Origin of the sequence: Enterobacter sp. JBIWA008 (assembly GCF_019968765.1) — a bacterium.
GTDB lineage: Bacteria > Pseudomonadota > Gammaproteobacteria > Enterobacterales > Enterobacteriaceae > Enterobacter.
The window spans coordinates 448804-473076 of sequence record NZ_CP074149.1 but is presented as its reverse complement, the minus strand read 5'-3'; the positions used below and the strand labels follow the sequence as shown (position 1 = coordinate 473076).

The 24273-nt window shown below is 55.6% G+C and carries 24 protein-coding genes and 3 tRNA genes; 12 read left to right on the top strand and 15 right to left on the bottom strand.

Annotated elements, in window-relative coordinates:
- Genes amiB through nnr form a run of 3 tightly spaced genes read right to left on the bottom strand, consistent with a single transcriptional unit; the run spans position 1 to position 3335 of the window.
- A complete protein-coding gene (gene amiB / locus KGP24_RS02265) occupies positions 1-1341 on the bottom strand; it encodes an N-acetylmuramoyl-L-alanine amidase AmiB (protein WP_223562236.1) in 1341 nt (446 codons plus the stop codon).
- A gap of 16 nt (positions 1342-1357) precedes the next feature.
- Positions 1358-1819 (bottom strand): tRNA (adenosine(37)-N6)-threonylcarbamoyltransferase complex ATPase subunit type 1 TsaE, encoded by a 462-nt coding sequence (gene tsaE / locus KGP24_RS02260; protein WP_013095283.1) that lies wholly within the window; start codon positions 1817-1819, stop codon positions 1358-1360.
- Positions 1812-3335 (bottom strand): bifunctional ADP-dependent NAD(P)H-hydrate dehydratase/NAD(P)H-hydrate epimerase, encoded by a 1524-nt coding sequence (nnr, locus tag KGP24_RS02255; RefSeq protein ID WP_223562235.1) that lies wholly within the window; start codon positions 3333-3335, stop codon positions 1812-1814. Before nnr ends, tsaE begins: the two co-directional genes overlap by 8 nt.
- On the opposite strand from nnr, the gene queG reads away from it, so the two are divergent.
- Positions 3334-4473 carry a tRNA epoxyqueuosine(34) reductase QueG gene (queG, locus tag KGP24_RS02250; RefSeq protein ID WP_223562234.1) on the top strand — a complete coding sequence of 380 codons (1140 nt, stop codon included), beginning with the start codon at positions 3334-3336 and terminating at the stop codon, positions 4471-4473. The two genes, nnr and queG, sit on opposite strands and share 2 nt — an antisense overlap.
- A 270-nt stretch (positions 4474-4743) precedes the next feature.
- On the opposite strand, the gene KGP24_RS02245 is transcribed toward queG, so the two are convergent.
- The 4 genes from KGP24_RS02245 to orn all read right to left on the bottom strand — a co-directional run bounded on the left by KGP24_RS02245 (position 4744) and on the right by orn (position 5786).
- Positions 4744-4819 (bottom strand) — tRNA-Gly (locus tag KGP24_RS02245).
- A gap of 36 nt (positions 4820-4855) precedes the next feature.
- Positions 4856-4931, bottom strand: a tRNA-Gly gene (locus tag KGP24_RS02240).
- Between the two features lie 37 nt (positions 4932-4968).
- Positions 4969-5044, bottom strand: a tRNA-Gly gene (locus KGP24_RS02235).
- Between the two features lie 196 nt (positions 5045-5240).
- The gene (gene orn, locus KGP24_RS02230; protein ID WP_223562233.1) at positions 5241-5786 is read right to left on the bottom strand and encodes an oligoribonuclease; all 546 of its coding nucleotides are present in this window, start codon (positions 5784-5786) and stop codon (positions 5241-5243) included.
- Positions 5787-5893: 107 nt separating this feature from the next.
- Here orn and rsgA point away from each other — a divergent pair, with 107 nt between their 5' ends.
- The 3 genes from rsgA (at position 5894) to mscM (ending at position 11355) form a co-directional block, all read left to right on the top strand.
- Positions 5894-6946, top strand: a complete 1053-nt coding sequence (gene rsgA / locus KGP24_RS02225) for a small ribosomal subunit biogenesis GTPase RsgA (protein ID WP_223562232.1) — start codon at positions 5894-5896, stop codon at positions 6944-6946.
- 97 nt (positions 6947-7043) lie between these two features.
- Positions 7044-8012, top strand: a complete 969-nt coding sequence (asd, locus tag KGP24_RS02220; protein WP_223562231.1) for an archaetidylserine decarboxylase — start codon at positions 7044-7046, stop codon at positions 8010-8012.
- A gap of 19 nt (positions 8013-8031) precedes the next feature.
- Positions 8032-11355, top strand: a complete 3324-nt coding sequence (gene mscM / locus KGP24_RS02215; RefSeq protein ID WP_223562230.1) for a miniconductance mechanosensitive channel MscM — start codon at positions 8032-8034, stop codon at positions 11353-11355.
- 44 nt (positions 11356-11399) lie between these two features.
- Here the strand turns inward: mscM and epmA are convergent, their stop codons facing one another.
- Entirely contained in the window at positions 11400-12377 is a 978-nt protein-coding gene (epmA, locus tag KGP24_RS02210; RefSeq protein WP_223562229.1) for an elongation factor P--(R)-beta-lysine ligase, read from the bottom strand.
- 310 nt (positions 12378-12687) lie between these two features.
- Here epmA and frdA point away from each other — a divergent pair, with 310 nt between their 5' ends.
- The 4 genes from frdA to frdD are packed head-to-tail and all read left to right on the top strand — an operon-like array spanning position 12688 to position 15981.
- On the top strand, positions 12688-14478 hold the full coding sequence (gene frdA, locus KGP24_RS02205) for a fumarate reductase (quinol) flavoprotein subunit (RefSeq protein ID WP_024907346.1): 1791 nt from the start codon (positions 12688-12690) through the stop codon (positions 14476-14478).
- Positions 14471-15205: a succinate dehydrogenase/fumarate reductase iron-sulfur subunit gene (locus tag KGP24_RS02200; protein WP_023310124.1), complete on the top strand. Its 735-nt coding sequence runs from the start codon at positions 14471-14473 to the stop codon at positions 15203-15205. Before frdA ends, KGP24_RS02200 begins: the two co-directional genes overlap by 8 nt.
- Before the next feature lie 10 nt (positions 15206-15215).
- A complete protein-coding gene (gene frdC, locus KGP24_RS02195) occupies positions 15216-15611 on the top strand; it encodes a fumarate reductase subunit FrdC (protein ID WP_223563442.1) in 396 nt (131 codons plus the stop codon).
- A gap of 10 nt (positions 15612-15621) precedes the next feature.
- The gene (frdD, locus tag KGP24_RS02190) at positions 15622-15981 is read left to right on the top strand and encodes a fumarate reductase subunit FrdD (RefSeq protein WP_013095272.1); all 360 of its coding nucleotides are present in this window, start codon (positions 15622-15624) and stop codon (positions 15979-15981) included.
- Between the two features lie 29 nt (positions 15982-16010).
- On the opposite strand, the gene ampR is transcribed toward frdD, so the two are convergent.
- Positions 16011-16886 (bottom strand): LysR family transcriptional regulator AmpR, encoded by an 876-nt coding sequence (gene ampR, locus KGP24_RS02185; RefSeq protein ID WP_223562228.1) that lies wholly within the window; start codon positions 16884-16886, stop codon positions 16011-16013.
- Between the two features lie 132 nt (positions 16887-17018).
- Here ampR and blaACT point away from each other — a divergent pair, with 132 nt between their 5' ends.
- Complete coding sequence (gene blaACT, locus KGP24_RS02180) at positions 17019-18164, top strand: ACT family cephalosporin-hydrolyzing class C beta-lactamase (RefSeq protein ID WP_223562227.1); 1146 nt, start codon at positions 17019-17021, stop codon at positions 18162-18164.
- A gap of 105 nt (positions 18165-18269) precedes the next feature.
- On the top strand, positions 18270-18800 hold the full coding sequence (locus KGP24_RS02175; protein WP_223562226.1) for a lipocalin family protein: 531 nt from the start codon (positions 18270-18272) through the stop codon (positions 18798-18800).
- On the opposite strand, the gene sugE is transcribed toward KGP24_RS02175, so the two are convergent.
- On the bottom strand, positions 18797-19114 hold the full coding sequence (gene sugE, locus KGP24_RS02170; protein ID WP_223562225.1) for a quaternary ammonium compound efflux SMR transporter SugE: 318 nt from the start codon (positions 19112-19114) through the stop codon (positions 18797-18799). The two genes, KGP24_RS02175 and sugE, sit on opposite strands and share 4 nt — an antisense overlap.
- A 260-nt stretch (positions 19115-19374) precedes the next feature.
- On the opposite strand from sugE, the gene KGP24_RS02165 reads away from it, so the two are divergent.
- Complete coding sequence (locus tag KGP24_RS02165) at positions 19375-19974, top strand: LuxR C-terminal-related transcriptional regulator (protein WP_223562224.1); 600 nt, start codon at positions 19375-19377, stop codon at positions 19972-19974.
- Positions 19975-20011: 37 nt separating this feature from the next.
- Here KGP24_RS02165 and ecnB read toward each other — a convergent pair whose 3' ends face one another.
- From ecnB to efp, 3 genes are all read right to left on the bottom strand, one after another.
- Entirely contained in the window at positions 20012-20158 is a 147-nt protein-coding gene (ecnB, locus tag KGP24_RS02160) for a lipoprotein toxin entericidin B (RefSeq protein WP_003025482.1), read from the bottom strand.
- Between the two features lie 108 nt (positions 20159-20266).
- Positions 20267-20398 carry an entericidin A/B family lipoprotein gene (locus KGP24_RS02155; protein WP_024907352.1) on the bottom strand — a complete coding sequence of 44 codons (132 nt, stop codon included), beginning with the start codon at positions 20396-20398 and terminating at the stop codon, positions 20267-20269.
- Between the two features lie 58 nt (positions 20399-20456).
- A complete protein-coding gene (gene efp, locus KGP24_RS02150; RefSeq protein ID WP_010427766.1) occupies positions 20457-21023 on the bottom strand; it encodes an elongation factor P in 567 nt (188 codons plus the stop codon).
- A gap of 40 nt (positions 21024-21063) precedes the next feature.
- On the opposite strand from efp, the gene epmB reads away from it, so the two are divergent.
- Entirely contained in the window at positions 21064-22092 is a 1029-nt protein-coding gene (gene epmB, locus KGP24_RS02145) for an EF-P beta-lysylation protein EpmB (protein ID WP_223562223.1), read from the top strand.
- Positions 22093-22139: 47 nt separating this feature from the next.
- On the opposite strand, the gene KGP24_RS02140 is transcribed toward epmB, so the two are convergent.
- Positions 22140-22493: a DUF4156 domain-containing protein gene (locus KGP24_RS02140; protein ID WP_023310115.1), complete on the bottom strand. Its 354-nt coding sequence runs from the start codon at positions 22491-22493 to the stop codon at positions 22140-22142.
- A gap of 134 nt (positions 22494-22627) precedes the next feature.
- Positions 22628-24271: a chaperonin GroEL gene (gene groL / locus KGP24_RS02135; protein WP_014882201.1), complete on the bottom strand. Its 1644-nt coding sequence runs from the start codon at positions 24269-24271 to the stop codon at positions 22628-22630.
- Positions 24272-24273: the final 2 nt, after the last annotated feature.

Here is a 24273-nt window from a genome sequence, read left to right as displayed (position 1 = left end):
TTAGTTTGTCGCAGTCATCTCGCCCGGCAGCGCGGCACTGGCCGTCTGTGCTGCTCCGCCCTGCGGCGCGGACTGCAGAGGATGCGCCTCAAAATATTTGCGCAAGCCGTTATAAATCGCTTCGGCGATTTGTTGCTGGTAGCTGTCGCTTCCCAACAGACGCTCTTCACTGTTATTGCTGATAAAGCCAGTTTCAACGAGGATCGATGGAATATCCGGCGAACGCAGAACCCCCAGGCTCGCATGCTCCGGACGGCGCTTGTGCAATGCCCCGATGCCCTGCAGCTGGTTCAGTACGTTAGTGGCGACATCATACCCGACGCGCTGGGAATGACCGAACTGTAAATCCAGCACCGCCTGGCTGAGATACGGGTCAGACTGGCTATTAGCCAGCACATCACCCGCGCCGCCTAAAAGTTCAGACTGCTTCTCATGCTCTTCAAGCCAGTTTGCCATTTCGCTGTTGGCGCGACGGTTCGACAGCACCCAAACCGAGGCGCCGGTCGCGCTACGATTCGGTGCGGCATCCGCATGAATGGAGACCAGGAAGTTTGCGTTTTGCTTACGCGCCACATCCGAGCGTCCCATTACGGAGATAAAGTAATCCCCGTCGCGGGTTAACACGCCTTTAAACATCGGATCGTCGTTTAACAGCGCCCTGAGCTTGCGGGCCACCGCGATTGTGACGTTTTTCTCCCGCGTGCCGCCCGGGCCAATCGCCCCCGGGTCTTCCCCGCCGTGCCCCGCATCAATAGCGATAATCACCTTGTCACCGCTGACCGTCGCGCGCCGCGCGCTGGCCGCCGGGCGCGTCACCGTATTGCTGCTGGTTGCCGCAGTAATTCGGTCGTTCTGCGATTTAAACGGATTACGCGCAGGTTCTGAAGGACGCGGCGTATACACCGGTTCTTCCACGCGCTTCGCTACAACCGGAGGCGGTGGCGGCGGTGGCGGTGCGTCGGCATTGATGGTAAAGACCACCGTATAGTTCGCCCCGTTTTGCTGCTTCACCGCCTTCGTTTTGCCCTTTTCGGTGAGATCAACTACCAGGCGTAACGACTGGCTATCCTGCGGCGTTCCCGAACGGATACTTTTCACCAGGTTGTTACCACTGAAGCGCAGCGGTAGCCCCTGGATCACGCCAGTCTGTTTGATATCCAGCGCCACGCTGTGGCTGTCTGGCTGTGAAAACGCATATTCAGGATCGCCCATAAAGCTGAACGTGATCCTGGCCTGGCTTTCGCCGTTTGATACCTGAATATCTGAGAGGTTTGCCGCCCCGGCCTGCGCGCACAGCAGCACGGTGGCAGCCAACAACCAACCTTTAACGCGATTTATCATCCCGTCATCCCTACGCTTAACCGGCCAGTCGCGCCAGTAAGGAACTGCCTGATGAGGAAACAGCACTGATGCGTGCCTCACGCCCTTGTGCCTGGTAATCTAAGTGAATTTCGACATCCGGGTCAGGCAGCACACCCGCACCTTGTTGCGGCCACTCCACCAGGCAAATGGCGTCGTTGGCAAAATAATCACGGATCCCCATAAATTCCAGCTCCTCAGGATCCGCAAGGCGGTATAAATCGAAATGATACACCATGAGATTTTCAAGAGTGTACGGTTCTACCAGCGTGTAGGTTGGGCTTTTCACATTCCCGTTGTGCCCTAACGCCTGCAAAAAACCCCGGCTGAAGGTGGTTTTACCCGCACCTAAATCGCCATACAGATAAATGACGGTTGCCCCCTGACAGGCCTGCGCCACGCGCTTGCCGAGTTCTAAAGTGGCTTGTTCATCAGGTAAAGGAATCGCTCGATTAGTCATTTTCTACGTCAATCACATCCGGGTTAACAACACGCCGCAGCGTGCAAAAAAGATCGGTCGCCAGCATACCGCGTGTTCCGTAACGCGCGGCCAGCTTATCCGCCGCGACACCGTGGGCCACGCAGCCCGCGCAGGCTGCATCATAAAGGGGAAGTTTCTGTCCAAGCAATGCGCCAATGATGCCGGAAAGCACATCACCCATGCCGCCGCTTGCCATGCCCGCATTTCCAGCATCAATAATGCCCTGCGTCTCGTCACTGGCAACAACGGTTCCTGCCCCTTTTAAAACAGCAACACCTCCGTAACGTTTTACCAGACGCTGGGCAGAAAGTAAGCGATCGCTTTCAATTTCTGCCACGCTGCAGTTAAGCAGCCGCGCGGCTTCGCCGGGGTGTGGCGTCAGAATGCGATTGTGACGCTTATCCGGGTTTATTGCCAGAAGGTTAAGCGCGTCAGCATCCCACAGCATCGGTTTACGAAAATTCTCGACCTTTTGCAGGGCCTGTTTGCCCCATGCCTGTTGCCCAAGCCCGGGGCCAATCACTACCACGTCCGCCCATTCCAGGCTCTCTTCAAGCGCCTGGGGCGTAAGCTCGTGGACCATCAGCTCCGGTCGGGCCGTAACGATCGGCGCAATATTCTCAATGCGAGTGAGTACTCGCACTAATCCGGCACCGCAGCGCAGAGCCGCTTCGCCGGTCATGCGAATCGCACCAGCCGTTCCGCGATCGCCGCCAATAATCACCAGCCTGCCGTGCTCGCCCTTATGGGACGTTGGTCGGCGCGGCGGAAGCCACGCTGCAAGCTGCGAAGCATCAAAACGCGCAAGGTGCGTTTCCTGACCGGCCAGCCAGCTCTCCAGCCCCAGGGCATTGTGATGCAGCACGCCAACGACGTCTCGTGCTTTAGCGGTCAGCAACCCCGGCTTGAGGGCGATGAAGGTCACCGTATGGGCAGCCTCAATGACCGCTCCCGGCGTCGCGCCGGTTTGAGCAATCAGGCCAGAGGGAATATCCAGGGCGACTATCGGCGCGGAATGTCTGTTAGCGTGTTCAATAAGCACGGCAATGTTCTCGCGAGGCGCACAGCGTAGACCGGTACCCAGCAGACCATCCACAATCAGATCCACCTCTTCCGGCCAGACGATATCAGGCGCATGAATCACACCGCCTGCGTTAAGCCACGCCTCCCGCGCCGCGCTGGCCTCTTCCGGCAGCGGTTTATCGCTCGCCAGGGCCAGCAACGTCACGCGGATACCTGCCGCAACCGCTAAACGGGCGACGACGTAGCCGTCGCCGCCGTTATTGCCGTGACCGCACAGAATCAGCCAGTGGGCGGCCTGCGGGTACGCGCTGCGGGCAACGTTGAACGCCGCCTCACCCGCGCGCAGCATCAGTTCATAAAGGGTAATTCCGAGGCTGTCTGCGGCCTCTTTTTCGGCGCGCCGGAGGTCATCCGCATGCCAGATGGAATGTGGTATACTTGCGGGGTTTTTCTTCACCGTATGGTCCGTCATGTCACAGCCCCTCGATCTCAATGAATTAGCGCAAAAAATAAAACAGTGGGGTGCTGAGCTTGGCTTCCAGAAAGTGGGCATTACCGATACCGACCTTTCCGCCAGCGAGCCAAAGCTGCAGGCCTGGCTGGACAAACAATACCACGGCGAAATGGAATGGATGGCGCGTCATGGCATGATGCGCGCCCGTCCTCACGAGCTTTTGCCAGGCACATTACGCGTCATCAGCGTGCGCATGAACTATCTACCTGCCAATGCGGCCTTTGCGCGCACGCTAAAAAATCCCTCACTGGGTTACGTCAGCCGGTACGCCCTGGGGCGTGATTACCATAAGCTCTTGCGTAACCGTTTAAAAAAACTCGGGGAAACTATTCAGCAGCACTGTGTTTCGCTGAATTTTAGACCCTTTGTCGATTCTGCGCCTATTCTTGAGCGACCTATCGCCGAAAAAGCCGGGCTTGGCTGGACAGGTAAGCACTCACTTATCCTCAGCCGCGACGCCGGTTCGTTCTTCTTCCTGGGTGAACTGCTGATTGATTTACCGCTGCCGGTGGACGGCCCGGTAGAGGAAGGCTGTGGCCGCTGCGTGGCCTGCATGACCATCTGCCCGACGGGTGCCATCGTTGAGCCTTACACCGTTGATGCGCGCCGCTGTATCTCCTACCTCACTATCGAACTTGAAGGGGCCATTCCAGAGGAATTTCGACCGCTTATCGGCAACCGTATCTACGGCTGCGACGACTGCCAGCTGATCTGCCCGTGGAACCGCTATTCGCAGCTCACGGACGAAGAGGATTTCAGCCCGCGTCAGGCGCTGCATGCGCCACAGCTCATTGAGTTATTCGCCTGGACCGAAGCCTGGTTCCTGAAAGTGACGGAAGGTTCGGCTATTCGCCGTATCGGTCATCTGCGCTGGCTGCGTAATGTTGCCGTCGCGCTGGGTAATGCCCCGTGGGATGAAGCCAATATTCGGGCGCTTGAAAGCCGCAGAGGTGAGCACCCACTTCTTGATGAGCACATAGAATGGGCGATTGCGCAGCAAATAGAGAAGCGTAATGCCTGCGCGATCGAGGTACAGCTACCGAAGAAACAGCGTCTGGTGAGGGTGATTGAAAAAGGGCTTCCGCGGGATGCCTGAACTATTCACAGCCTGTGAATAAAATTACAAACTCAAGCGCCATCTGGGCTGGAGAAGAGGTCAAGTGATCTCAATAACATTTTGAAATCAAATTTTATTCATTAAAAACAGAATGTTAAAAAGATATTATTCACCCTGCTAAGTTTTAACCTTGTTCCGCTAAAGCGCAGTTTCTGTGGATAACTCTGTTCACAAGAATATTTCAGAGACAATAGAAAACGTCCCCAACGATTCTTTTCGCTGTGGATATTTTAGAGATTAAGAAGAATTTGGAGCGGGAAACGAGACTCGAACTCGCGACCCCGACCTTGGCAAGGTCGTGCTCTACCAACTGAGCTATTCCCGCTTGGGTGGTCCGTGCTTTAGAAGCACTTTCAAATTTTGGAGCGGGAAACGAGACTCGAACTCGCGACCCCGACCTTGGCAAGGTCGTGCTCTACCAACTGAGCTATTCCCGCTTGGGTGGTCCGTGCTTTGGAAGCACTTTTCAAATTTTGGAGCGGGAAACGAGACTCGAACTCGCGACCCCGACCTTGGCAAGGTCGTGCTCTACCAACTGAGCTATTCCCGCAAATCTGCACTGCTTTTGTTGCTGTCGTAACGTGTAATTCTCTGTCGTTACGGGAGGCGCATTATACGAGAAATCCTTTTAGCTGCAACCCCCCTTAAAGCGATTTTTTCGAAATTAAGTTCAAATGCTTATTTAATGGGCAAGCTGCACAATTTAACGACAAAAACCCGGCCACGCAAGGCGCCGGATCGCAAAATCACAGCTTAATAAAGTTTTCGCGGTAGTAGGAAAGCTCCGCCACGGACTCACGGATATCGTCCATCGCCTGGTGGGTCCCCTGCTTTTTGAAGCCGTCGAGGATTTCAGGCTTCCAGCGACGCGCCAGCTCTTTCAGGGTGCTGACATCCAGATAGCGGTAGTGGAAATAAGACTCCAGCTCCGGCATGTACTTAAACAGGAAACGGCGATCCTGGCCGATGCTATTCCCACAGATAGGCGATTTGCCTGCCGGAACCCACTGTTTCAGAAACTCAAGCGTCGCCAGTTCCGCCTCACGATCGCCGAACGTGCTGGTCTTCACGCGCTCTACCAGGCCACTGCCTGTGTGGGTGCGCACGTTCCATTCATCCATCAAAGCCAGCTGGTCGTCGGACTGATGCACTGCAATCGTAGGCCCCTCAGCCAGGATATTCAGGTTGGCGTCCGTCACCAGAGTAGCAATTTCAATGATGCGATCGCGCTCGGGATCCAGCCCGGTCATTTCGAGATCGATCCAAATCAGGTTGTTTTCATCCGCGCTCATGTTATTTTCCACCCTTCTCGCATAACCGGCAGTAGCAGGTTAACTAGTATTAATTAGAGTGTATCATAGAGGTTTTGCCCCTTACGGGCGACCAGGAGCCAGCACGATTGAGTAAAAATAAACTCTCCAAAGGGCAGCAGCGCCGCGTAAACGCCAACCACCAGCGCCGTCTTAAAACCACTTCGGAGAAGCCGGATTATGACGACAACCTGTTTGGTGAAGCGACAGAGGGCGTAGTCATCAGCCGTTTCGGTATGCATGCCGATGTCGAATCCGCCGACGGGGATATTCACCGTTGCAATATCCGTCGCACCATCCGTTCACTGGTTACCGGCGATCGCGTGGTCTGGCGACCGGGTAAAGAGGCGGCAGAAGGTGTTACGGTAAAAGGTATCGTTGAAGCGGTTCATGAGCGCACGTCCGTATTAACCCGTCCCGATTTCTACGACGGGGTCAAACCGATTGCCGCCAACATTAACCAGATTGTTATCGTATCGGCGATTTTGCCCGAACTTTCGCTCAATATTATCGACCGATATCTCGTCGCCTGCGAAACGCTGCAGGTTGAACCTATCATCGTGTTGAACAAAATCGATCTGCTGGATAACGACGGCATGGCCTTCGTGAATGAGCAAATGGATATCTACCGCAAGATTGGTTACCGCGTGCTGATGGTCTCCAGCCACACCAAAGATGGCCTTAAGCCGTTAGAAGAGGCACTGACCGACCGCATCAGCATCTTTGCGGGCCAGTCCGGCGTGGGTAAATCGAGCCTGCTGAACAACCTGCTTGGTCTCCAGCAAGAGATCCTGACCAACGATGTGTCCAACGTCTCGGGTCTGGGCCAGCACACCACCACCGCCTCACGTCTGTATCATTTCCCGCACGGCGGCGACGTGATCGACTCCCCGGGCGTGCGTGAGTTCGGTTTGTGGCACCTTGAGCCGGAACAAATCTTTAACGGATTTGTCGAATTCCATGATTATTTAGGTGCTTGCAAATACCGGGACTGTAAACACGATAACGACCCAGGCTGTGCTATCCGTGAAGCGGTTGAAAAAGGCGAGATCGCGGAAACTCGCTTCGAGAATTACCACCGCATTCTTGAGAGCATGGAAGACGTAAAAACGCGTAAAAACTTTTCTGATTCCGATAACTGACAACTAAGATAAGCATCGCTAAAATCGTCCCCTTTTTTTAGGTTCCGGCGGCTTAACGCCGGATCAGGAACGACAAAACAATGGCCTGGAGGCTACCTTGTTAAACGCATTTAAACTTTCGCTTCAATACATTCTGCCAAAACTGTGGCTCACTCGCCTGGCGGGCTGGGGCGCAAGCAAACGCGCGGGCTGGCTGACCAAACTGGTCATCGATCTTTTCGTAAAATATTACAAGGTCGACATGAAAGAGGCGCAGAAGCCGGACACCGCCAGCTACCGCACCTTCAACGAGTTCTTCGTGCGTCCGCTGCGTGACGAAGTGCGCCCGTTGAACACCGACCCTAACGTCCTGGTGATGCCAGCAGACGGCGTGATCAGCCAGTTGGGTAACATCGAAGACGACAAAATCCTGCAGGCGAAAGGCCATAACTACAGTCTGGAAGCGCTGCTGGCAGGTAACTACCTGATGGCGGATCTGTTCCGTAACGGTACGTTTGCCACCACCTATCTTTCACCGCGCGACTATCACCGCGTGCATATGCCATGTAACGGTATCCTGCGTGAAATGATTTACGTCCCGGGCGACCTGTTCTCCGTAAACCACCTGACCGCGCAGAACGTGCCGAATCTGTTTGCCCGTAATGAGCGCGTCATCTGTCTGTTCGATACTGAATTTGGTCCTATGGCACAAATTCTGGTGGGTGCAACCATCGTAGGCAGCATCGAAACCGTCTGGGCCGGCACCATCACCCCGCCGCGCGAAGGCGTAATCAAACGCTGGACCTGGCCTGCCGGTGAAGCGGAAGGCTCTGTGGCCCTGCTGAAAGGTCAGGAGATGGGTCGCTTCAAGCTGGGCTCTACCGTAATCAACCTGTTTGCGCCGGGCAAAGTGAAGCTGGCTGAACAACTCGAAAGCCTGTCGGTCACCAAACTGGGTCAGCCGCTAGCGGTCTCTACCGAAACCTTCGTGATGCCAGATGCAGAACCTGCTCCGCTGTCACAGGAAGAGATCAACGCCGAGCACAACGCCAGCCCGCTGGTTGACGACAACAAAGACGAAGGCTAACAACAGAAGGATCGCTGACGTGCGCCCGATTATCGTTCTACTGATGGCCTGGTGCCTCAGCATGGGGGCGTACGCAGCGACAGCCCCCGACGCCAAACAGATAACCCAGGAACTGGAGCAGGCAAAAGCGGCTAAACCCGCTCAGCCAGAGACCGTCGAATCGCTCCAGGCTGCCCTGAACGCGCTTGAGGAGCGGAAAGGCTCACTTGAGCGCGCTCAGCAGTATCAGCAGGTTATCGACAACTTCCCCAAACTCTCGCAGACGCTGCGCGCGCAGCTCAATAATTTGCGTGACGAACCGCGCGACGTGCCCGCAGGCATGACCTCCGACGCCCTGAACCAGGAGATCCTGCAGGTCAGCAGCCAGCTTCTGGAAAAGAGCCGCCTTGCCCAGCAGGAACAGGAGCGAGCACGTGAAATTGCCGACTCCCTCAGCCAACTTCCGCAGCAGCAAACCGACGCCCGCCGCCAGCTTAATGAAGTTGAGCGTCGCGTGGGTACGCAAAGCGGCAATACGCCACAGGCTCAGGCCCAAAATCTGGGCCTGCAGGCAGAATCGGCTCGCCTGAAGGCCCTTGTCGATGAGCTGGAGCTGGCGCAGCTTTCCGCCAATAACCGCCAGGAGCTGTCGCGGATGCGCTCTGAACTCGCGCAGAAGCAGAGCGAGCAGCTGGATGCGTATCTCCAGGCGCTGCGAAATCAGCTCAACAGCCAGCGTCAGCGCGAAGCCGAGCGAGCCCTTGAAAGCACCGAACTGCTGGCTGAAAACAGCGAAAACCTGCCTGCCGGTATCAACGAACAATTCAGGGTCAACCGCGAGCTTTCTGCCGCGTTGAATCAGCAGGCGCAGCGTATGGATCTGGTTGCCTCGCAGCAGCGTCAGGCCACCAATCAAACCCTTCAGGTTCGCCAGGCGCTCAACACCCTGCGCGAGCAGTCCCAGTGGCTCGGGTCATCAAACCTGCTGGGCGAAGCGTTGCGCGCCCAGGTCGCGCGCCTGCCGGAAATGCCGAAGCCGCAACAGCTGGATACCGAGATGGCCCAGCTGCGCGTTCAGCGACTGCACTTTGAAGACCTCCTCAATAAACAGCCGCAAATCCGCCAGATCCGTCAGGCTGACGGACAGCCCCTGACCAGCGAGCAAAACCGTATTCTGGAAGCCCAGCTGCGTACCCAGCGCGAACTGCTGAACTCCCTGCTCCAGGGCGGGGATACGCTGATTCTGGAGCTGACCAAGCTAAAAGTATCCAATAGTCAGCTGGAAGATGCGCTGAAAGAGGTGAACGAAGCTACGCACCGTTATCTCTTCTGGACGTCCGACGTGCGTCCGATGACCTTCTCGTGGCCGATTGAGATTGTCCAGGACCTGCGTCGCCTGATTTCGCTCGACACCTTCAGCCAGCTGGGGCAGGCCAGCGTAATGATGTTCACCAGCAAAGAGACCATATTCCCGCTGCTGGGAGCGTTGATTCTGGTGGGCTTCAGCATTTACTCACGCAGACATTTCACCCGTTTCCTGGAGCGTTCCAGCTCCAGGGTCGGGAAAGTCACCCAGGATCACTTCTGGCTAACGTTGCGCACCGTATTCTGGTCGATTCTCGTCGCCTCCCCGCTGCCGGTGCTGTGGATGACGCTGGGGTATGGCCTGCGGGAAGCATGGCCCTATCCGCTCGCGGTCGCGATTGGCGATGGCGTCACCGCTACGGTGCCGCTGCTGTGGGTGGTCATGATTTGCGCCACCTTCGCGCGCCCTAATGGCCTGTTTATCACCCACTTTGGCTGGCCGCGTAATCGCGTTGCGCGCGCCATGCGCTACTACCTGATGAGCATCGGGTTGATTGTGCCGCTGATTATGGCGCTGATCATGTTCGATAATCTCAACGACCGTGAATTCTCAGGCTCGCTGGGCCGCCTCTGCTTTATGCTGATATGCGGGGCGCTGGCCATCGTCACGCTCAGCCTGAAACGCGCCGAGATACCGCTCTATCTGGATAAATCAGGCAGCGGCGACAACATGTTCAACCGGCTGCTCTGGAACCTGCTGCTTAGCGCGCCGCTGTTTGCGATGCTGGCAGCCGCGGTGGGCTATCTGGCAACCGCGCAGGCGCTGCTGGCGAGGCTGGAAACCTCGGTGGCCATCTGGTTCCTGCTTCTGGTGGTGTACCACGTGATCCGCCGCTGGATGCTGATCCAGCGCCGCCGTCTTGCGTTTGACCGTGCCAAGCATCGCCGGGCAGAGATCCTCGCCCAGCGTGCGCGAGGTGAGGAAGAGCCAAACCACGTCAACAGTACGGAAGGGACAACGGAAGCAGACGAGGTCGAACTGGATCTGGATGCCATCAGCACCCAGTCCCTGCGTCTGGTTCGCTCCATCCTGATGCTGATTGCCCTCCTGTCGGTCATCTTCCTCTGGTCGGAGATCCACTCCGCATTTGGCTTCCTGGAGAACATCTCTCTGTGGGACGTGACGTCAACGGTGCAGGGCGTTGAAAGCCTGGAGCCGATCACCTTAGGGGCAGTGCTGATTGCCATCCTGGTGCTGATCATCACCACGCAGCTGGTGCGCAACTTCCCGGCGCTGCTGGAGCTGGCGCTGCTGCAGCATCTGGATTTAACGCCGGGTACGGGCTATGCGATCACGACCATTACCAAGTATCTGATCATGCTGTTTGGTGGACTGGTTGGCTTCTCGATGATCGGTATTGAGTGGTCGAAGCTGCAGTGGCTGGTGGCGGCACTCGGTGTTGGGTTAGGTTTTGGCTTACAGGAGATTTTCGCCAACTTCATCTCTGGCCTGATTATTCTGTTCGAAAAACCGATCCGTATTGGCGATACCGTAACGATCCGCGATCTGACCGGCAGCATCACGAAGATCAACACCCGCGCGACGACGATCAGCGACTGGGATCGTAAAGAGATCATCGTGCCAAACAAGGCGTTTATTACCGAGCAGTTCATCAACTGGTCGCTGTCAGACTCCGTTACCCGCGTGGTACTGACGGTACCGGCGCCGTCGGACGCCAATAGCGAAGAGGTCACCCAGATCCTCTACACTGCCGCTGAGCGCTGCTCGCTGGTAATTGACAACCCGGCACCGGAAGTATTCCTTGTGGATTTACAGCAGGGGATCCAGATTTTCGAGCTGCGTATCTACGCCGCCGAAATGGGACACCGTATGCCGCTGCGCCATGAGATCCACCAGCTGATTCTGGCGGGCTTCCGCGAGCACGGTATAGATATGCCGTTCCCACCGTTCCAGATGCGTCTGGAAAGCCTGGACGGGCGTAAAACGGGAAGAACGCTGACGTCAGCGACGCGTACGCGCCCGGCGGGAAGTTTGTAAGGTAAGGGGTGCAACCCTCTCCCACGGGAGAGGGTAAACTGCCTTCAGGCTCGATCTACGGTAAAGGCAATCACATCGCCAAGCTGCTCTGAGCCCAGGGCCAGCATCACCAGACGGTCAACACCCAGCGCCACGCCGGAGCAATCCGGCAGACCTGCTTTTAATGCTTCAAGCAAATTTACATCAATAGGCTGCTGAGGCAGACCGCGCGCGGCTCGCTTGCGGTTATCCTGCTCGAAGCGCTGCTGCTGCTCGCGGGCATCAGTCAGTTCGTGGAAGCCGTTCGCCAGTTCGATGCCTTTGTAATAGACCTCAAAACGCTCTGCGACACGATGATCTTCGGTACTGATCTGCGCCAGTGACGCCTGGCTTGCCGGGAAGTGATAGACAAACGTCGGACGATCTTTGCCAATCTGCGGCTCAACACCAAAAGTGAACAGCAGCTGCAGCAGCGTATCGCGATCCTCTTCGGTATCCGCCACGTTGCTCAGATCCAGTTTTGCCGCCACTTCGCGCAGCTGCGTTTTGTCCGCCGACAGCGGATCGATTTCCAGATGGCGCTGGAAAGCCTGCTGATAGGAGAGCGTTTCGGCTTCTGAGCAGTCCAGCACCTGCTGGAGCAGATCGTCCACCTCATTCATCAGGCGGTACATATCATAATGCGGGCGGTACCACTCCAGCATGGTGAATTCCGGGTTGTGGTGACGCCCCATCTCTTCATTACGGAAGCTGCGGCACAGCTGATACACCGGGCCACATCCCGCCGCCAGCAGGCGTTTCATGTGGTATTCCGGGCTGGTCATCAGATACAAATTCATGCCCTGAGAGTGGCCGGGGCCAACAAAACGGGTTTCAAACGGGACCAGATGAATATCCGTTACCGTTGCCTGACTCATGCACGGCGTTTCCACCTCCAGGACTCCGCGGTCGGCAAAGAAACGGCGGATCTCCGCCATAATTGCAGCGCGTTTTAACAGATTAGGGATGGACGCGCTCGGCTGCCAGGTGGCCGTTTCGCTCATGAGTTGTTCTCCGATTTCAGACAAGGGCACGAAGTCTACTCGTTAGCAGGGGCAGAGACAAATTTTGCGCAGTAAAAAAGCGCATTTCATTTAGGTGAACTTTTTCGTGACGTATTTCATCAATCTTCATGATAAATCGCCTGACAGAACAGCAAAAAAATCGAACACGTCAAATTTCCCTGAAATCTTCACGGTTATACTGTTTTACCCATAAAGGAGCAGTGGAAACGCTTTCGCAATCGTCCTTTTGGACGGGTGAACTACCTTTAGTTTGTCGCGTTGCGAAATAACAAAAATCTGGAGGAATGTCGTGCAAACTTTTCAAGCCGATCTTGCCGTAATAGGCGCTGGCGGGGCTGGATTACGTGCTGCGATTGCTGCAGCACAAGCTAATCCCAACGCTAAAATCGCATTGATTTCAAAAGTCTATCCAATGCGTAGTCACACAGTGGCAGCAGAAGGAGGGTCCGCCGCCGTTGCGCAGGATCATGACAGCTTTGAATACCATTTCCACGACACGGTTGCAGGGGGCGACTGGCTTTGCGAACAGGATGTCGTTGACTACTTTGTGCATCATTGTCCAACGGAAATGACCCAGCTTGAACAGTGGGGATGTCCGTGGAGCCGCCGTCCGGACGGCAGCGTCAACGTTCGCCGCTTTGGCGGAATGAAGATTGAACGCACCTGGTTCGCCGCCGATAAAACCGGCTTTCACATGCTGCACACCCTGTTCCAGACCTCCCTTCAGTTCCCACAAATTCAGCGCTTCGATGAACATTTCGTCCTCGACATTCTTGTTGATGACGGACAGGCGCGCGGCCTGGTGGCGATGAACATGATGGAAGGCACGCTTGTCCAGATCCGCGCCAACGCGGTAGTGATGGCGACGGGCGGTGCGGGTCGCGTTTATCGTTATAACACCAACGGCGGCATCGTCACCGGTGACGGCATGGGCATGGCGCTCAGCCACGGCGTACCGCTGCGCGATATGGAGTTCGTCCAGTATCACCCAACCGGCCTGCCAGGCTCCGGCATTCTCATGACGGAAGGCTGTCGCGGTGAAGGCGGTATTCTGGTCAATAAAAACGGCTACCGTTATCTGCAGGATTACGGCATGGGCCCGGAAACCCCGCTCGGCGAGCCGAAGAACAAATACATGGAACTCGGCCCGCGCGACAAAGTCTCTCAGGCCTTCTGGCACGAGTGGCGCAAAGGCAACACCATCTCCACGCCGCGCGGCGATGTGGTCTATCTCGACCTGCGTCATCTGGGCGAGAAAAAACTACTGGAACGGCTGCCATTCATCTGCGAGCTGGCGAAAGCCTACGTGGGCGTCGACCCGGTGAAAGAGCCGATTCCGGTGCGTCCAACCGCGCACTACACCATGGGCGGGATTGAAACCGACCAGCAGTGTGAAACCCGAATTAAAGGCCTGTTCGCCGTCGGCGAGTGTTCCTCTGTGGGGCTGCACGGCGCCAACCGTCTCGGCTCTAACTCGCTGGCGGAGCTGGTCGTCTTTGGCCGCATGGCGGGTGAGCGCGCGATGGAGCGGGCAGCTACAGCAGGCGAAGCCAACGGTGCCGCGCTGGATGCGCAGGTCGCAGACGTTGAAAAACGCCTGAAAGATCTGGTGAACCAGGAGGGTAACGAGAACTGGTCGAAGATCCGCGACGAGATGGGCCTGTCGATGGAAGAAGGCTGCGGTATCTACCGTACGCCAGAGCTGATGCAAAAAACCGTCGACAAGCTGGCGGAACTGCAGGAGCGCTTCAAGCGCGTGCGCATCACCGATACCTCCAGCGTGTTCAACACCGACCTGCTCTACACCATCGAGCTAGGCCACGGCCTGAACGTGGCGGAATGTATGGCGCACTCTGCGCTGGCGCGTAAAGAGTCGCGTGGGGCCCACCAACGTCTGGACGAAGGCTGTACCGAACGTGACGACGTCAATTTCCTGAAACACACTCTCGCCTGGCGCGATGCTGATGGCACCACACGTCTGGACTACAGCGACGTGAAAATCACCACGCTGCCGCCGGCTAAACGCGTGTACGGTGCAGAAGCAGAAGCCGCCGAGAAGAAGGAGAAGGCGAATGGCTGAGATGCAAAAAATGAAGGTTGAAGTGGTGCGCTACAATCCGGAAGTGGACGCCGCACCGCACAGCGCTTTCTATGAAGTCCCTTATGACGAGCAAACCTCCCTGCTGGATGCGCTCGGCTATATTAAAGACAACCTGGCGCCAGACCTGAGCTACCGCTGGTCCTGCCGCATGGCAATCTGCGGCTCCTGCGGCATGATGGTCAACAAGGTGCCGAAGCTGGCCTGCAAGACCTTCCTGCGCGAATACACCAAAGGCATTAAGGTCGAAGCGCTGGGCAACTTCCCGATTGAACGCGATCTGGTGGTCGATATGACCCACTTTATCGAAAGCCTGGAAGCCATTAAGCCGTACATCATTGGTAATCCGCGCACGCCGGATCAGGGGCCAAACACCCAGACGCCGGCGCAGATGGCGAAATACCATCAGTTCTCCGGCTGCATCAACTGCGGTCTTTGCTACGCCGCCTGTCCACAGTTTGGCCTGAACAAGGAGTTCATCGGCCCGGCCGCCATTACCCTGGCGCACCGCTATAACGAGGACAGCCGCGATCACGGCAAAAAAGAACGTATGGCGCAGCTTAACAGCCAGAACGGCGTCTGGAGCTGTACTTTTGTGGGTTATTGCTCCGAAGTTTGTCCGAAGCACGTCGACCCGGCCGCCGCAATTCAGCAGGGTAAAGTGGAAAGTTCGAAAGACTTTCTTATCGCTACCCTGAAACCACGCTAAGGAGTGCATGATGACGACTAAACGCAAAGCCTATGTGCGGCCTGTGCCGTCCACCTGGTGGAAAAACCTGCCGTTTTATCGCTTCTACATGCTGCGTGAAGGCACGGCGGTACCGGCGGTCTGGTTCAGCCTTGAGCTGATGTACGGCGTTTTTGCCCTAAAGCATGGTCCGGAAGCCTGGGCCAGCTTTGTCGGTTTCCTGCAAAACCCGATCATTGTCATTCTGAACCTGATCGTACTCGCGGCCGCGCTGCTTCATACCAAAACCTGGTTTGAACTGGCGCCAAAAGCGGCGAACATCATCGTAAAAGGCGAGAAAATGGGGCCAGAGCCGGTGATTAAAGGACTCTGGGCAGTGACGATTCTGGTCACTGTGGTCATTCTGTTTGTCGCACTGTTCTGGTAAGGAGACACCTGTGATCAATCCAAATCCAAAACGTTCTGACGAGCCGGTCTTCTGGGGCCTGTTTGGCGCAGGCGGCATGTGGAGTGCCATCATCGCCCCAGTTATCATCCTGCTGGTCGGCATTATGCTGCCGCTGGGGCTGTTCCCGGGCGATGCGCTGAGCTACGAGCGCGTACTGGCGTTCGCGGGCAGCTTTATTGGCCGCGTGTTCATCTTCCTGATGATTGTCCTGCCGCTGTGGTGTGGTCTGCACCGTATTCACCATGCGATGCATGACCTGAAAATCCATGTCCCGAGCGGTAAATGGGTGTTCTACGGTCTGGCGACCATCCTGACCGTCGTGACGCTGATTGCCGTCGTCACCATCTGACGCAACTGGCCCGCCATCCGGCGGGCCTTTTATTTCTGCATCTTCCCCATCAGCCACTGGGCAAACTCGCGCATTGCGGGCGTTTCTGTCCGTGACTGTAGTCTTGTCAGCCAGTAGCTGCCGAGGTCAATCTGCGTTGCAAACGGCTGCACGATGCGCTCGCTGCTGAGTAAATGGGTAAACATGTCGACAGGCGCAATGGCAATCCCTGTGCCTGCCTGCGCTGCTTCCAGCATGGTCACGGACGAATCAAACACCATCACCCGGTGCGTTGGCGACGGAGGATGTTCACCCGCCGCCTGCATCCACGCAGCCCACTCGTCGCGTCGATAGGAGCGCAGCAGGGTAAACTTCAGGATATCTGCCGGGCTTTTTAGGCAAGAGGCAATGTCGGGTGTACAGAGCGGAGACAGCGGCGCAGCGCAAAGGTACTCAGCATCGGTTCCATGCCACGCGCCGCCACCGTAGCGAATGGCGTAATCAAGCCCTTCAGCCGCCGGATCGACGCGATTGTTATGGGTGGAAAGCTGAAGGTCAATATGCGGATAGCAGCGGTGAAAGTCCGCGAGCAGCGAGAATAAAACACCCGTGGCAAAAGTCCCTACCACGCCTATTTTTAGCTTCTCCTGAACGCGCTGGCTGGCAAAGCGATCCAGCATTCCGGCGATACGATCGAACGAGTCATTCAGCACCGGCAGCAAATTCTCGCCTTCGGTGGTCAACATCAATCCCCGCGAAACGCGGACAAACAGCTGGCAATTAAGGTGCTGCTCCAGCGCCTTTACGTGCTGGCTAATCGCGGAATGGGTGACATTCAGCTCGATAGCGGCATGAGTAAAGCTGAGATGCCTGGCGGCTGCTTCAAACGCCCGCAGGGAATTAAGAGGGAGATAGCTGCGCGTCATGGTCTCTTCCGTTAGAAAAATTAACAGCTAATGCTAAATTTAACCGTTTGTCAGCCATAGTCAAATCCAACAGACTACAACGGTCTTACGGGCCCGGACACTCCCTTGAACTGCTATTACGGAAGATAACTGATGATGACTAAATCTCTTTGCTGCGCCCTGCTGCTCAGCACCTCCTGCTCAGTATTAGCTGCCCCGATGTCAGAAAAACAGCTGTCTGAGGTGGTGGAAGGTACCGTTACGCCGCTGATGAAAGCGCAGGCTATTCCGGGTATGGCGCTGGCGGTGATTTATCAGGGTCAACCGCACTACTTTACCTTCGGTAAAGCCGATGTTGCGGCGAACAAACCTGTTACTCCACAAACCTTATTCGAGCTGGGTTCTATAAGTAAAACCTTCACCGGCGTACTGGGTGGCGATGCCATTGCTCGCGGTGAAATATCGCTGGGCGATCCGGTGACCAAATACTGGCCTGAGCTGACAGGCAAGCAGTGGCAGGGGATCCGCATGCTGGATCTGGCAACCTACACCGCAGGAGGTCTGCCGTTACAGGTACCGGATGGGGTCACGGATAACGCCTCTCTGCTGCGCTTTTATCAAAACTGGCAGCCGCAGTGGAAGCCGGGCACCACGCGTCTTTACGCCAACGCCAGCATCGGTCTTTTTGGCACACTGGCGGTCAAACCTTCCGGCATGAGCTATGAGCAGGCCATAACAACGCGGGTCTTTAAGCCGCTCAAGCTGGACCATACCTGGATTAACGTTCCGAAAGCGGAAGAGGCGCATTACGCCTGGGGATACCGTGACGGTAAAGCGGTACACGTTTCGCCAGGTATGCTCGACGCGGAAGCCTATGGCGTAAAAACCAACGTGAAGGATATGGCAAGCTGGGTGATGGTCAACATGAAGCCGGACTCGCTTCAGGACACTTCACTCAGGAAAGGCATTGCCCTGGCGCAGTCTCGCTACTGGCATGTGGGTGCCATGTATCAGGGGTTAGGCTGGGAAATGCTTAACTGGCCGGTCGATGCCAAAACCGTGGTTGATGGTAGCGATAATAAGGTGGCGCTGGCACCGTTGCCTGCGAGAGAAGTGAATCCACCGGCGCCTCCGGTCAACGCGTCCTGGGTCCATAAAACAGGCTCTACCGGCGGGTTTGGCAGCTACGTGGCCTTTATTCCTGAAAAGCAGCTCGGCATTGTGATGCTGGCGAATAAAAGCTATCCGAACCCTGCTCGCGTTGAGGCGGCATACCGTATCCTCGACGCGCTGCAGTAAAACATTGCCGGGTGGCGCTGCGCTACCCGGTGAAACACACCGCACAAAAACCACATTTTCCTTGCCGTCATCTACACTTAACAAAAAAACAGTAAGGAAACTCCTATGCGCATTCTGCCTGTTATCGCCGCGGTGACAGCCGCGTTTTTAGTGGTTGCCTGCAGTTCCCCTACCCCACCGCCTGGCGTTACCGTCGTCACGCCTTTTGATGCACAACGCTTCCTTGGAACATGGTATGAAATCGCGCGCCTCGACCATCGGTTTGAGCAGGGCTTAGAGAAGGTCACTGCAAATTACAGCCCGATGGATGATGGCGGGATTCAGGTGATCAACCGGGGCTATAATCCCGACCGGGAGATGTGGCAACAGTCGGTTGGGAAAGCGTACTTCACGGGCGACCCGCGACGGGCCGCGCTCAAAGTCTCGTTCTTTGGCCCGTTTTATGGCGGCTATAACGTGATTGCGCTCGACAGAGAGTACCGTCACGCGCTGGTCTGCGGGCCGGATCGCGACTATCTGTGGATACTTTCCCGCACGCCAACTATTTCGTCAGAAATGAAACAACAGATGCTGGACGTCGCGACCCGGCAAGGGTTTGATGTGTCAAAACTCATCTGGGTAAAACAACCCCATTAATGGGTGCTGAGCTTCAGCCCAATGATCCCGGCCACAATCAACGCGAGGCTGGCGATACGCGCCAGACTCGCTGACTCTCCCAGCAGCAGAATGCCGGTGATGGCGGCCCCTACTGCACCAATGCCCGTCCAGACGGCATAAGCCGTTCCCACAGGCAGCGAGCGCATCGCCCAGGATAACAGGATAATACTCACGATCATCGCGGTGACGGTAATGACGCTGGGCGTCAGGCGGGTAAATCCGTGGGTGTACTTGAGACCAATTGCCCATACCACTTCGAGCAGGCCAGCAATAAAAAGAATGATCCAGGACATTTCAGGCTCCTTAACTTAATTCAAGCTGGGGCCGTCCCCGGTGAAAGAAACGCTTACGGGTCGTCCCGTAAGGCAGAGATTACGCCCCATATTGTGGTTAGCGTGCTATTTTTTTTCAATCATTTTTTGCTGAACACGTTAAGGCAAGAAATAGCCGTAGTATGGCGCGTAGTTCCGGCATTTAGCACTCATCCGACTTCTCTATGATGATGTGCTTTCTGATGGCAGGAAGCAAACCACTAGCCGACTGCGAATAAAATATGTTCAAAATTCTCTTGATTGACCGTTGTCACTTCACCCGCACGGGGTTTGAAGCATGGCTCAATCATTCCGGTTTGTTCCCGGGACACTACGTTGTGACCGGGCTGAATAATCTGTTCCTTGCCAGAGAGCACATTCTGCAATGGAAACCCACGCTGGTTATCGCTGACCTGTACGGCTTCAGGCAGGATATTCATCATTTTCAGCAGCTCTCGTCCTTGCTTAACGCCAGTGAACGCTTACCGTTTATTTTGCTGCAATCGGGAGAGGACCATGGCATGACAGACTGGCTCGGACAGTTCCCGGTCTATTCATCGTTGTTGAAACACGCTAGTCTCGAAGAAGTAGCAACGGTTATCAACGACGCATTAATCTCGCGCTCATGCGCTGAAAGGCCAACGGCGGCCGCCCCATTGCTGACCCGACAGGAAGAGAAAGTGCTGACATTGTGGATGGACGGCGCGAGCAATCAAAAGATTGCCGCTCAACTGAGTATCAACGGAAAAACGGTCTATACCTATAAACGCAATATCCGCATGAAATTGCATATGGATACGCGTTTTTCTCCATTCTTATCCCTGCAGGAATCAGAAAGCTGACGGTACGAAACCCGGCTGGTCTCGTACCGTATATTAATTACTGCTGAGCTTTTGTTGCCGCACCAGAGATTGCGCTACCACCTTCAGAAATATCCTGACCGACGCCACGCGTGGTATTACAGGCCGTTAACACTGAAGAAAGTACCAGGACTGAAAAGATCGCTGCAATTGTCTTCTTAACCATAATATCTTCCTTTTATAGCCAAAGTTGTTTTGTGTATAGCAACTTAAGAATAGACAAAATCCCGCCGGTTGACGGAAAAGGAAGCATTTTTAGGAAAATTAGACGAACTTAGCTGGCCGCGTGAGAAATGATATGCCCGAGATCCTGGATATCTTGTCCCATTCCACGGGTGGTGTTACAGCCGGAAAGCAATGCACTGGAAAGCGCTAACAGAAGCAGAATTTTAACGGTACGTTTCATCATCCCTGCCTGCAAAAATCAGGCGCAGCGGGCGCTGCGCCTTAAATCATGACGTAAATTACTTCACGCGGGATACGTATTCGCCGGAGCGAGTATCCACTTTGATGACTTCACCAGTCTGTACGAACAGTGGCACTTTAACCACTGCGCCGGTAGACAGTTTGGCTGGTTTACCGCCGGTACCTGCGGTATCACCTTTCAGACCTGGATCGGTTTCAACGATTTCCAGCTCTACGAAGTTTGGTGGGGTCACAGCGATAGGCTGGCCGTTCCACAGGGTCACGATGCACTCAGCCTGATCCAGCAGCCATTTAGCGCTGTCACCTACCGCTTTCTCATCAGCAGACAGCTGTTCGAAAGTGGAGTTGTTCATGAAATGATAGAACTCACCGTCGTTGTACAGATAGGTCAGGTTCATATCAACAACATCAGCGCCTTCAGCGGAGTCAGTAGACTTGAAGGTTTTCTCAACACGGGTACCGGTCAGCAGACGGCGCAGCTTAACGCGTGCGAATGCCTGGCCTTTACCTGGTTTAACGAATTCGCTGGCTTCAACCGCGTACGGTTCGCCGTCCATCATGATTTTAAGACCAGCACGAAAATCGTTGCTATAGTACGTTGCCATAAGGCCCTCTAAATTTGTTAACTGGTAGCTAAGCCACAAAATGGCGCATATTGTAACCCTAAACACCCCGTCCAGAGAAGATTGGTTATCGCAACTTGCCGATGTAATCACCAGTCCTGATGAATTGCTGCATCTTTTAGACCTCGATCAGCACCCAGAGTTGCTTGCAGGCCGCGAGGCAAAGCGCCTTTTCGCCCTGCGCGTTCCACGTGCGTTTGTGGCGCGGATGGAGAAAGGCAACCCAGACGATCCGCTATTAAAACAAACGCTTACTTCGCAGGATGAGTTTGTCACCGCACCGGGATACAGCACCGATCCGCTGGAAGAGCAGAACAGCGTGGTGCCGGGGTTACTGCATAAGTATCTCAACCGCGCCCTGCTGCTGGTAAAAGGCGGCTGTGCGGTAAATTGTCGTTATTGCTTCCGTCGGCACTTCCCTTACGCCGAAAATCAGGGCAATAAACGCAACTGGCAGGTCGCGCTGGACTATATCGCCGCCCATCCGGAGCTGGATGAGATTATTTTTTCCGGCGGCGACCCGCTGATGGCGAAAGATCATGAGCTGGACTGGCTGCTGACGCAGCTGGAAGCCATTCCGCACATTAAACGCCTGCGCATTCACAGCCGTTTACCGATAGTCATTCCGGCACGTATTACTGACGGCCTGGTGTCACGCCTGGAGCAGTCTCGCCTGCAGGTGCTGCTGGTGAACCATATCAACCACGCGAACGAAATTGACGATGCGTTTCGCGCGGCGATGGCGCGTCTGCGTAAAGCGGGCGTGACGCTGCTGAACCAGAGCGTGCTGCTGCGCGGCGTGAATGACAGCGCCCGCGTGCTGGCAGATTTGAGCAATGCGTTGTTTGATGCGGGCGTGATGCCCTATTACCTGCACGTGCTGGATCGCGTTCAGGGCGCGGCCCATTTCATGGTGACGGATGAAGAAGCCCGGCAGATTATGCGCGAACTCTTAACGCTGGTTTCAGGCTATATGGTGCCGAAGCTGGCACGCGAGATTGGCGGAGAGCCGAGCAAGACGCCGCTGGATCTGCAGCTGCGGCAGTGCTAGTTTCCCCTCACCCTAACCCTCTCCCATAGGGAGAGGGAAAAAGGCAATCAGTTCGGGCACTTGTAGACCTGGCCGTTCATCTGGCTGGCGGTCGGCACGAAGCTGGACAGCATACTCTGCGTTGGGCTGCTCACGCCGTAAATCACGTTACCGCCCATTGCCGCAGCCTGGTTACGCAGGGCATTCGCCGCACCGCGCATAGAACCACCTTCTTCGCCATGCTGACCTGACATCCAGTTACTTTGCTCACCGGTTGCCGTGCCTAACAGCTGGCATTCACTGCCAGGCTTATCTTCCACAAAGCGAACGCCCTGGCCCGCTGCCGACAGCTCATTGCTGGAGCTACAACCCGCCAGCAGCAATGCTGCCCCTACAATCCCTGCACAGACTTTTACGCGCATGTTATTCCTCGTTTTCAATAAGCTGGACAGTAGTTGTCCGTGTGTAAATCTTATACCTAAAAGATGACCAAAAGAAAAACCCCCGAACATTTCTGCCCGGGGGTTTTTCACATTCTACGACGCAGAGCGCACGATTACATCATGCCGCCCATACCGCCCATGCCGCCCATGCCAGCAGCACCTAAGTCTGGAGCATCGCCTTTAGGCATATCGGTGACCATGCACTCGGTAGTGATCATCAGGCCAGCGACAGATGCCGCGTACTGCAGAGCAGAACGGGTAACTTTCGTTGGGTCCAGGATACCGAAGTCGATCATGTTGCCGTATTCTTCAGTTGCTGCGTTGTAACCGTAGTTACCTTCGCCCGCTTTCACGTTGTTCGCAACTACAGATGGCTCTTCACCGGCGTTGGACACGATCTGACGCAGAGGGGCTTCCATCGCGCGCAGCGCAACTTTAATACCCACGTTCTGATCTTCGTTCTGTGCGGTCAGGCCCGCCAGCTTAGCGGCAACACGCACCAGCGCAACACCACCACCAGCAACCACGCCTTCTTCTACCGCAGCACGGGTCGCGTGCAGGGCATCGTCAACGCGTGCTTTTTTCTCTTTCATTTCAACTTCGGTAGCCGCACCGACTTTGATTACCGCAACGCCGCCAGCCAGTTTCGCTACGCGCTCCTGCAGTTTTTCACGGTCGTAATCGGAAGTCGCTTCTTCGATCTGCTTACGGATCTGACCCACGCGGCCCTGAATAGCGGCTTCTTCACCCACGCCATCGATGATGGTGGTGGTGTCTTTGTTGATCACAACGCGTTTCGCCTGGCCCAGGTCTTCCAGGGTCGCTTTTTCCAGCTCCATACCGATCTCTTCAGAGATTACGGTACCGCCGGTCAGGGTAGCGATATCCTGCAGCATCGCTTTACGGCGATCGCCGAAGCCAGGTGCTTTAACCGCAGCCACTTTCACGATGCCGCGCATGGTGTTAACCACCAGGGTCGCCAGCGCTTCGCCTTCAACGTCTTCAGCGATGATAACCAGCGGCTTGCCTGCTTTCGCAACGGCTTCCAGCACTGGCAGCATTTCGCGGATGTTGGAGATTTTCTTGTCAGCCAGCAGGATGAACGGGCTTTCCAGCTCAACAGCACCCGTTTCTGGCTTGTTGATGAAGTATGGGGACAGGTAACCGCGGTCGAACTGCATACCTTCAACCACGTCCAGTTCGTCTTCCAGACCGGTACCGTCTTCAACGGTGATCACGCCTTCTTTACCGACTTTGTCCATCGCTTCAGCGATCAGTTTACCTACGGTTTCGTCGGAGTTAGCGGAGATAGTACCAACCTGAGCAATGGCTTTAGAGTCAGAGCACGGTACGGACAGCGCTTTCAGTTCTTCAACAGCGGAAGCGACAGCTTTGTCGATACCACGTTTCAGATCCATTGGGTTCATGCCCGCAGCAACGGCTTTCAGACCTTCGGTGATGATAGCCTGCGCCAGAACGGTCGCGGTAGTGGTACCGTCGCCTGCAGCGTCGTTCGCTTTAGAGGCAACTTCTTTCACCATCTGCGCGCCCATGTTTTCGAACTTGTCTTCCAGCTCAATTTCACGTGCTACAGAAACACCATCTTTGGTGATGGTTGGCGCGCCGAAGGATTTATCCAGCACTACGTTACGGCCTTTCGGGCCCAGGGTTACTTTAACTGCATCTGCCAGTACGTTTACGCCGCGGAGCATTTTTACACGAGCGTCGTTACCGAATTTTACGTCTTTAGCTGCCATGT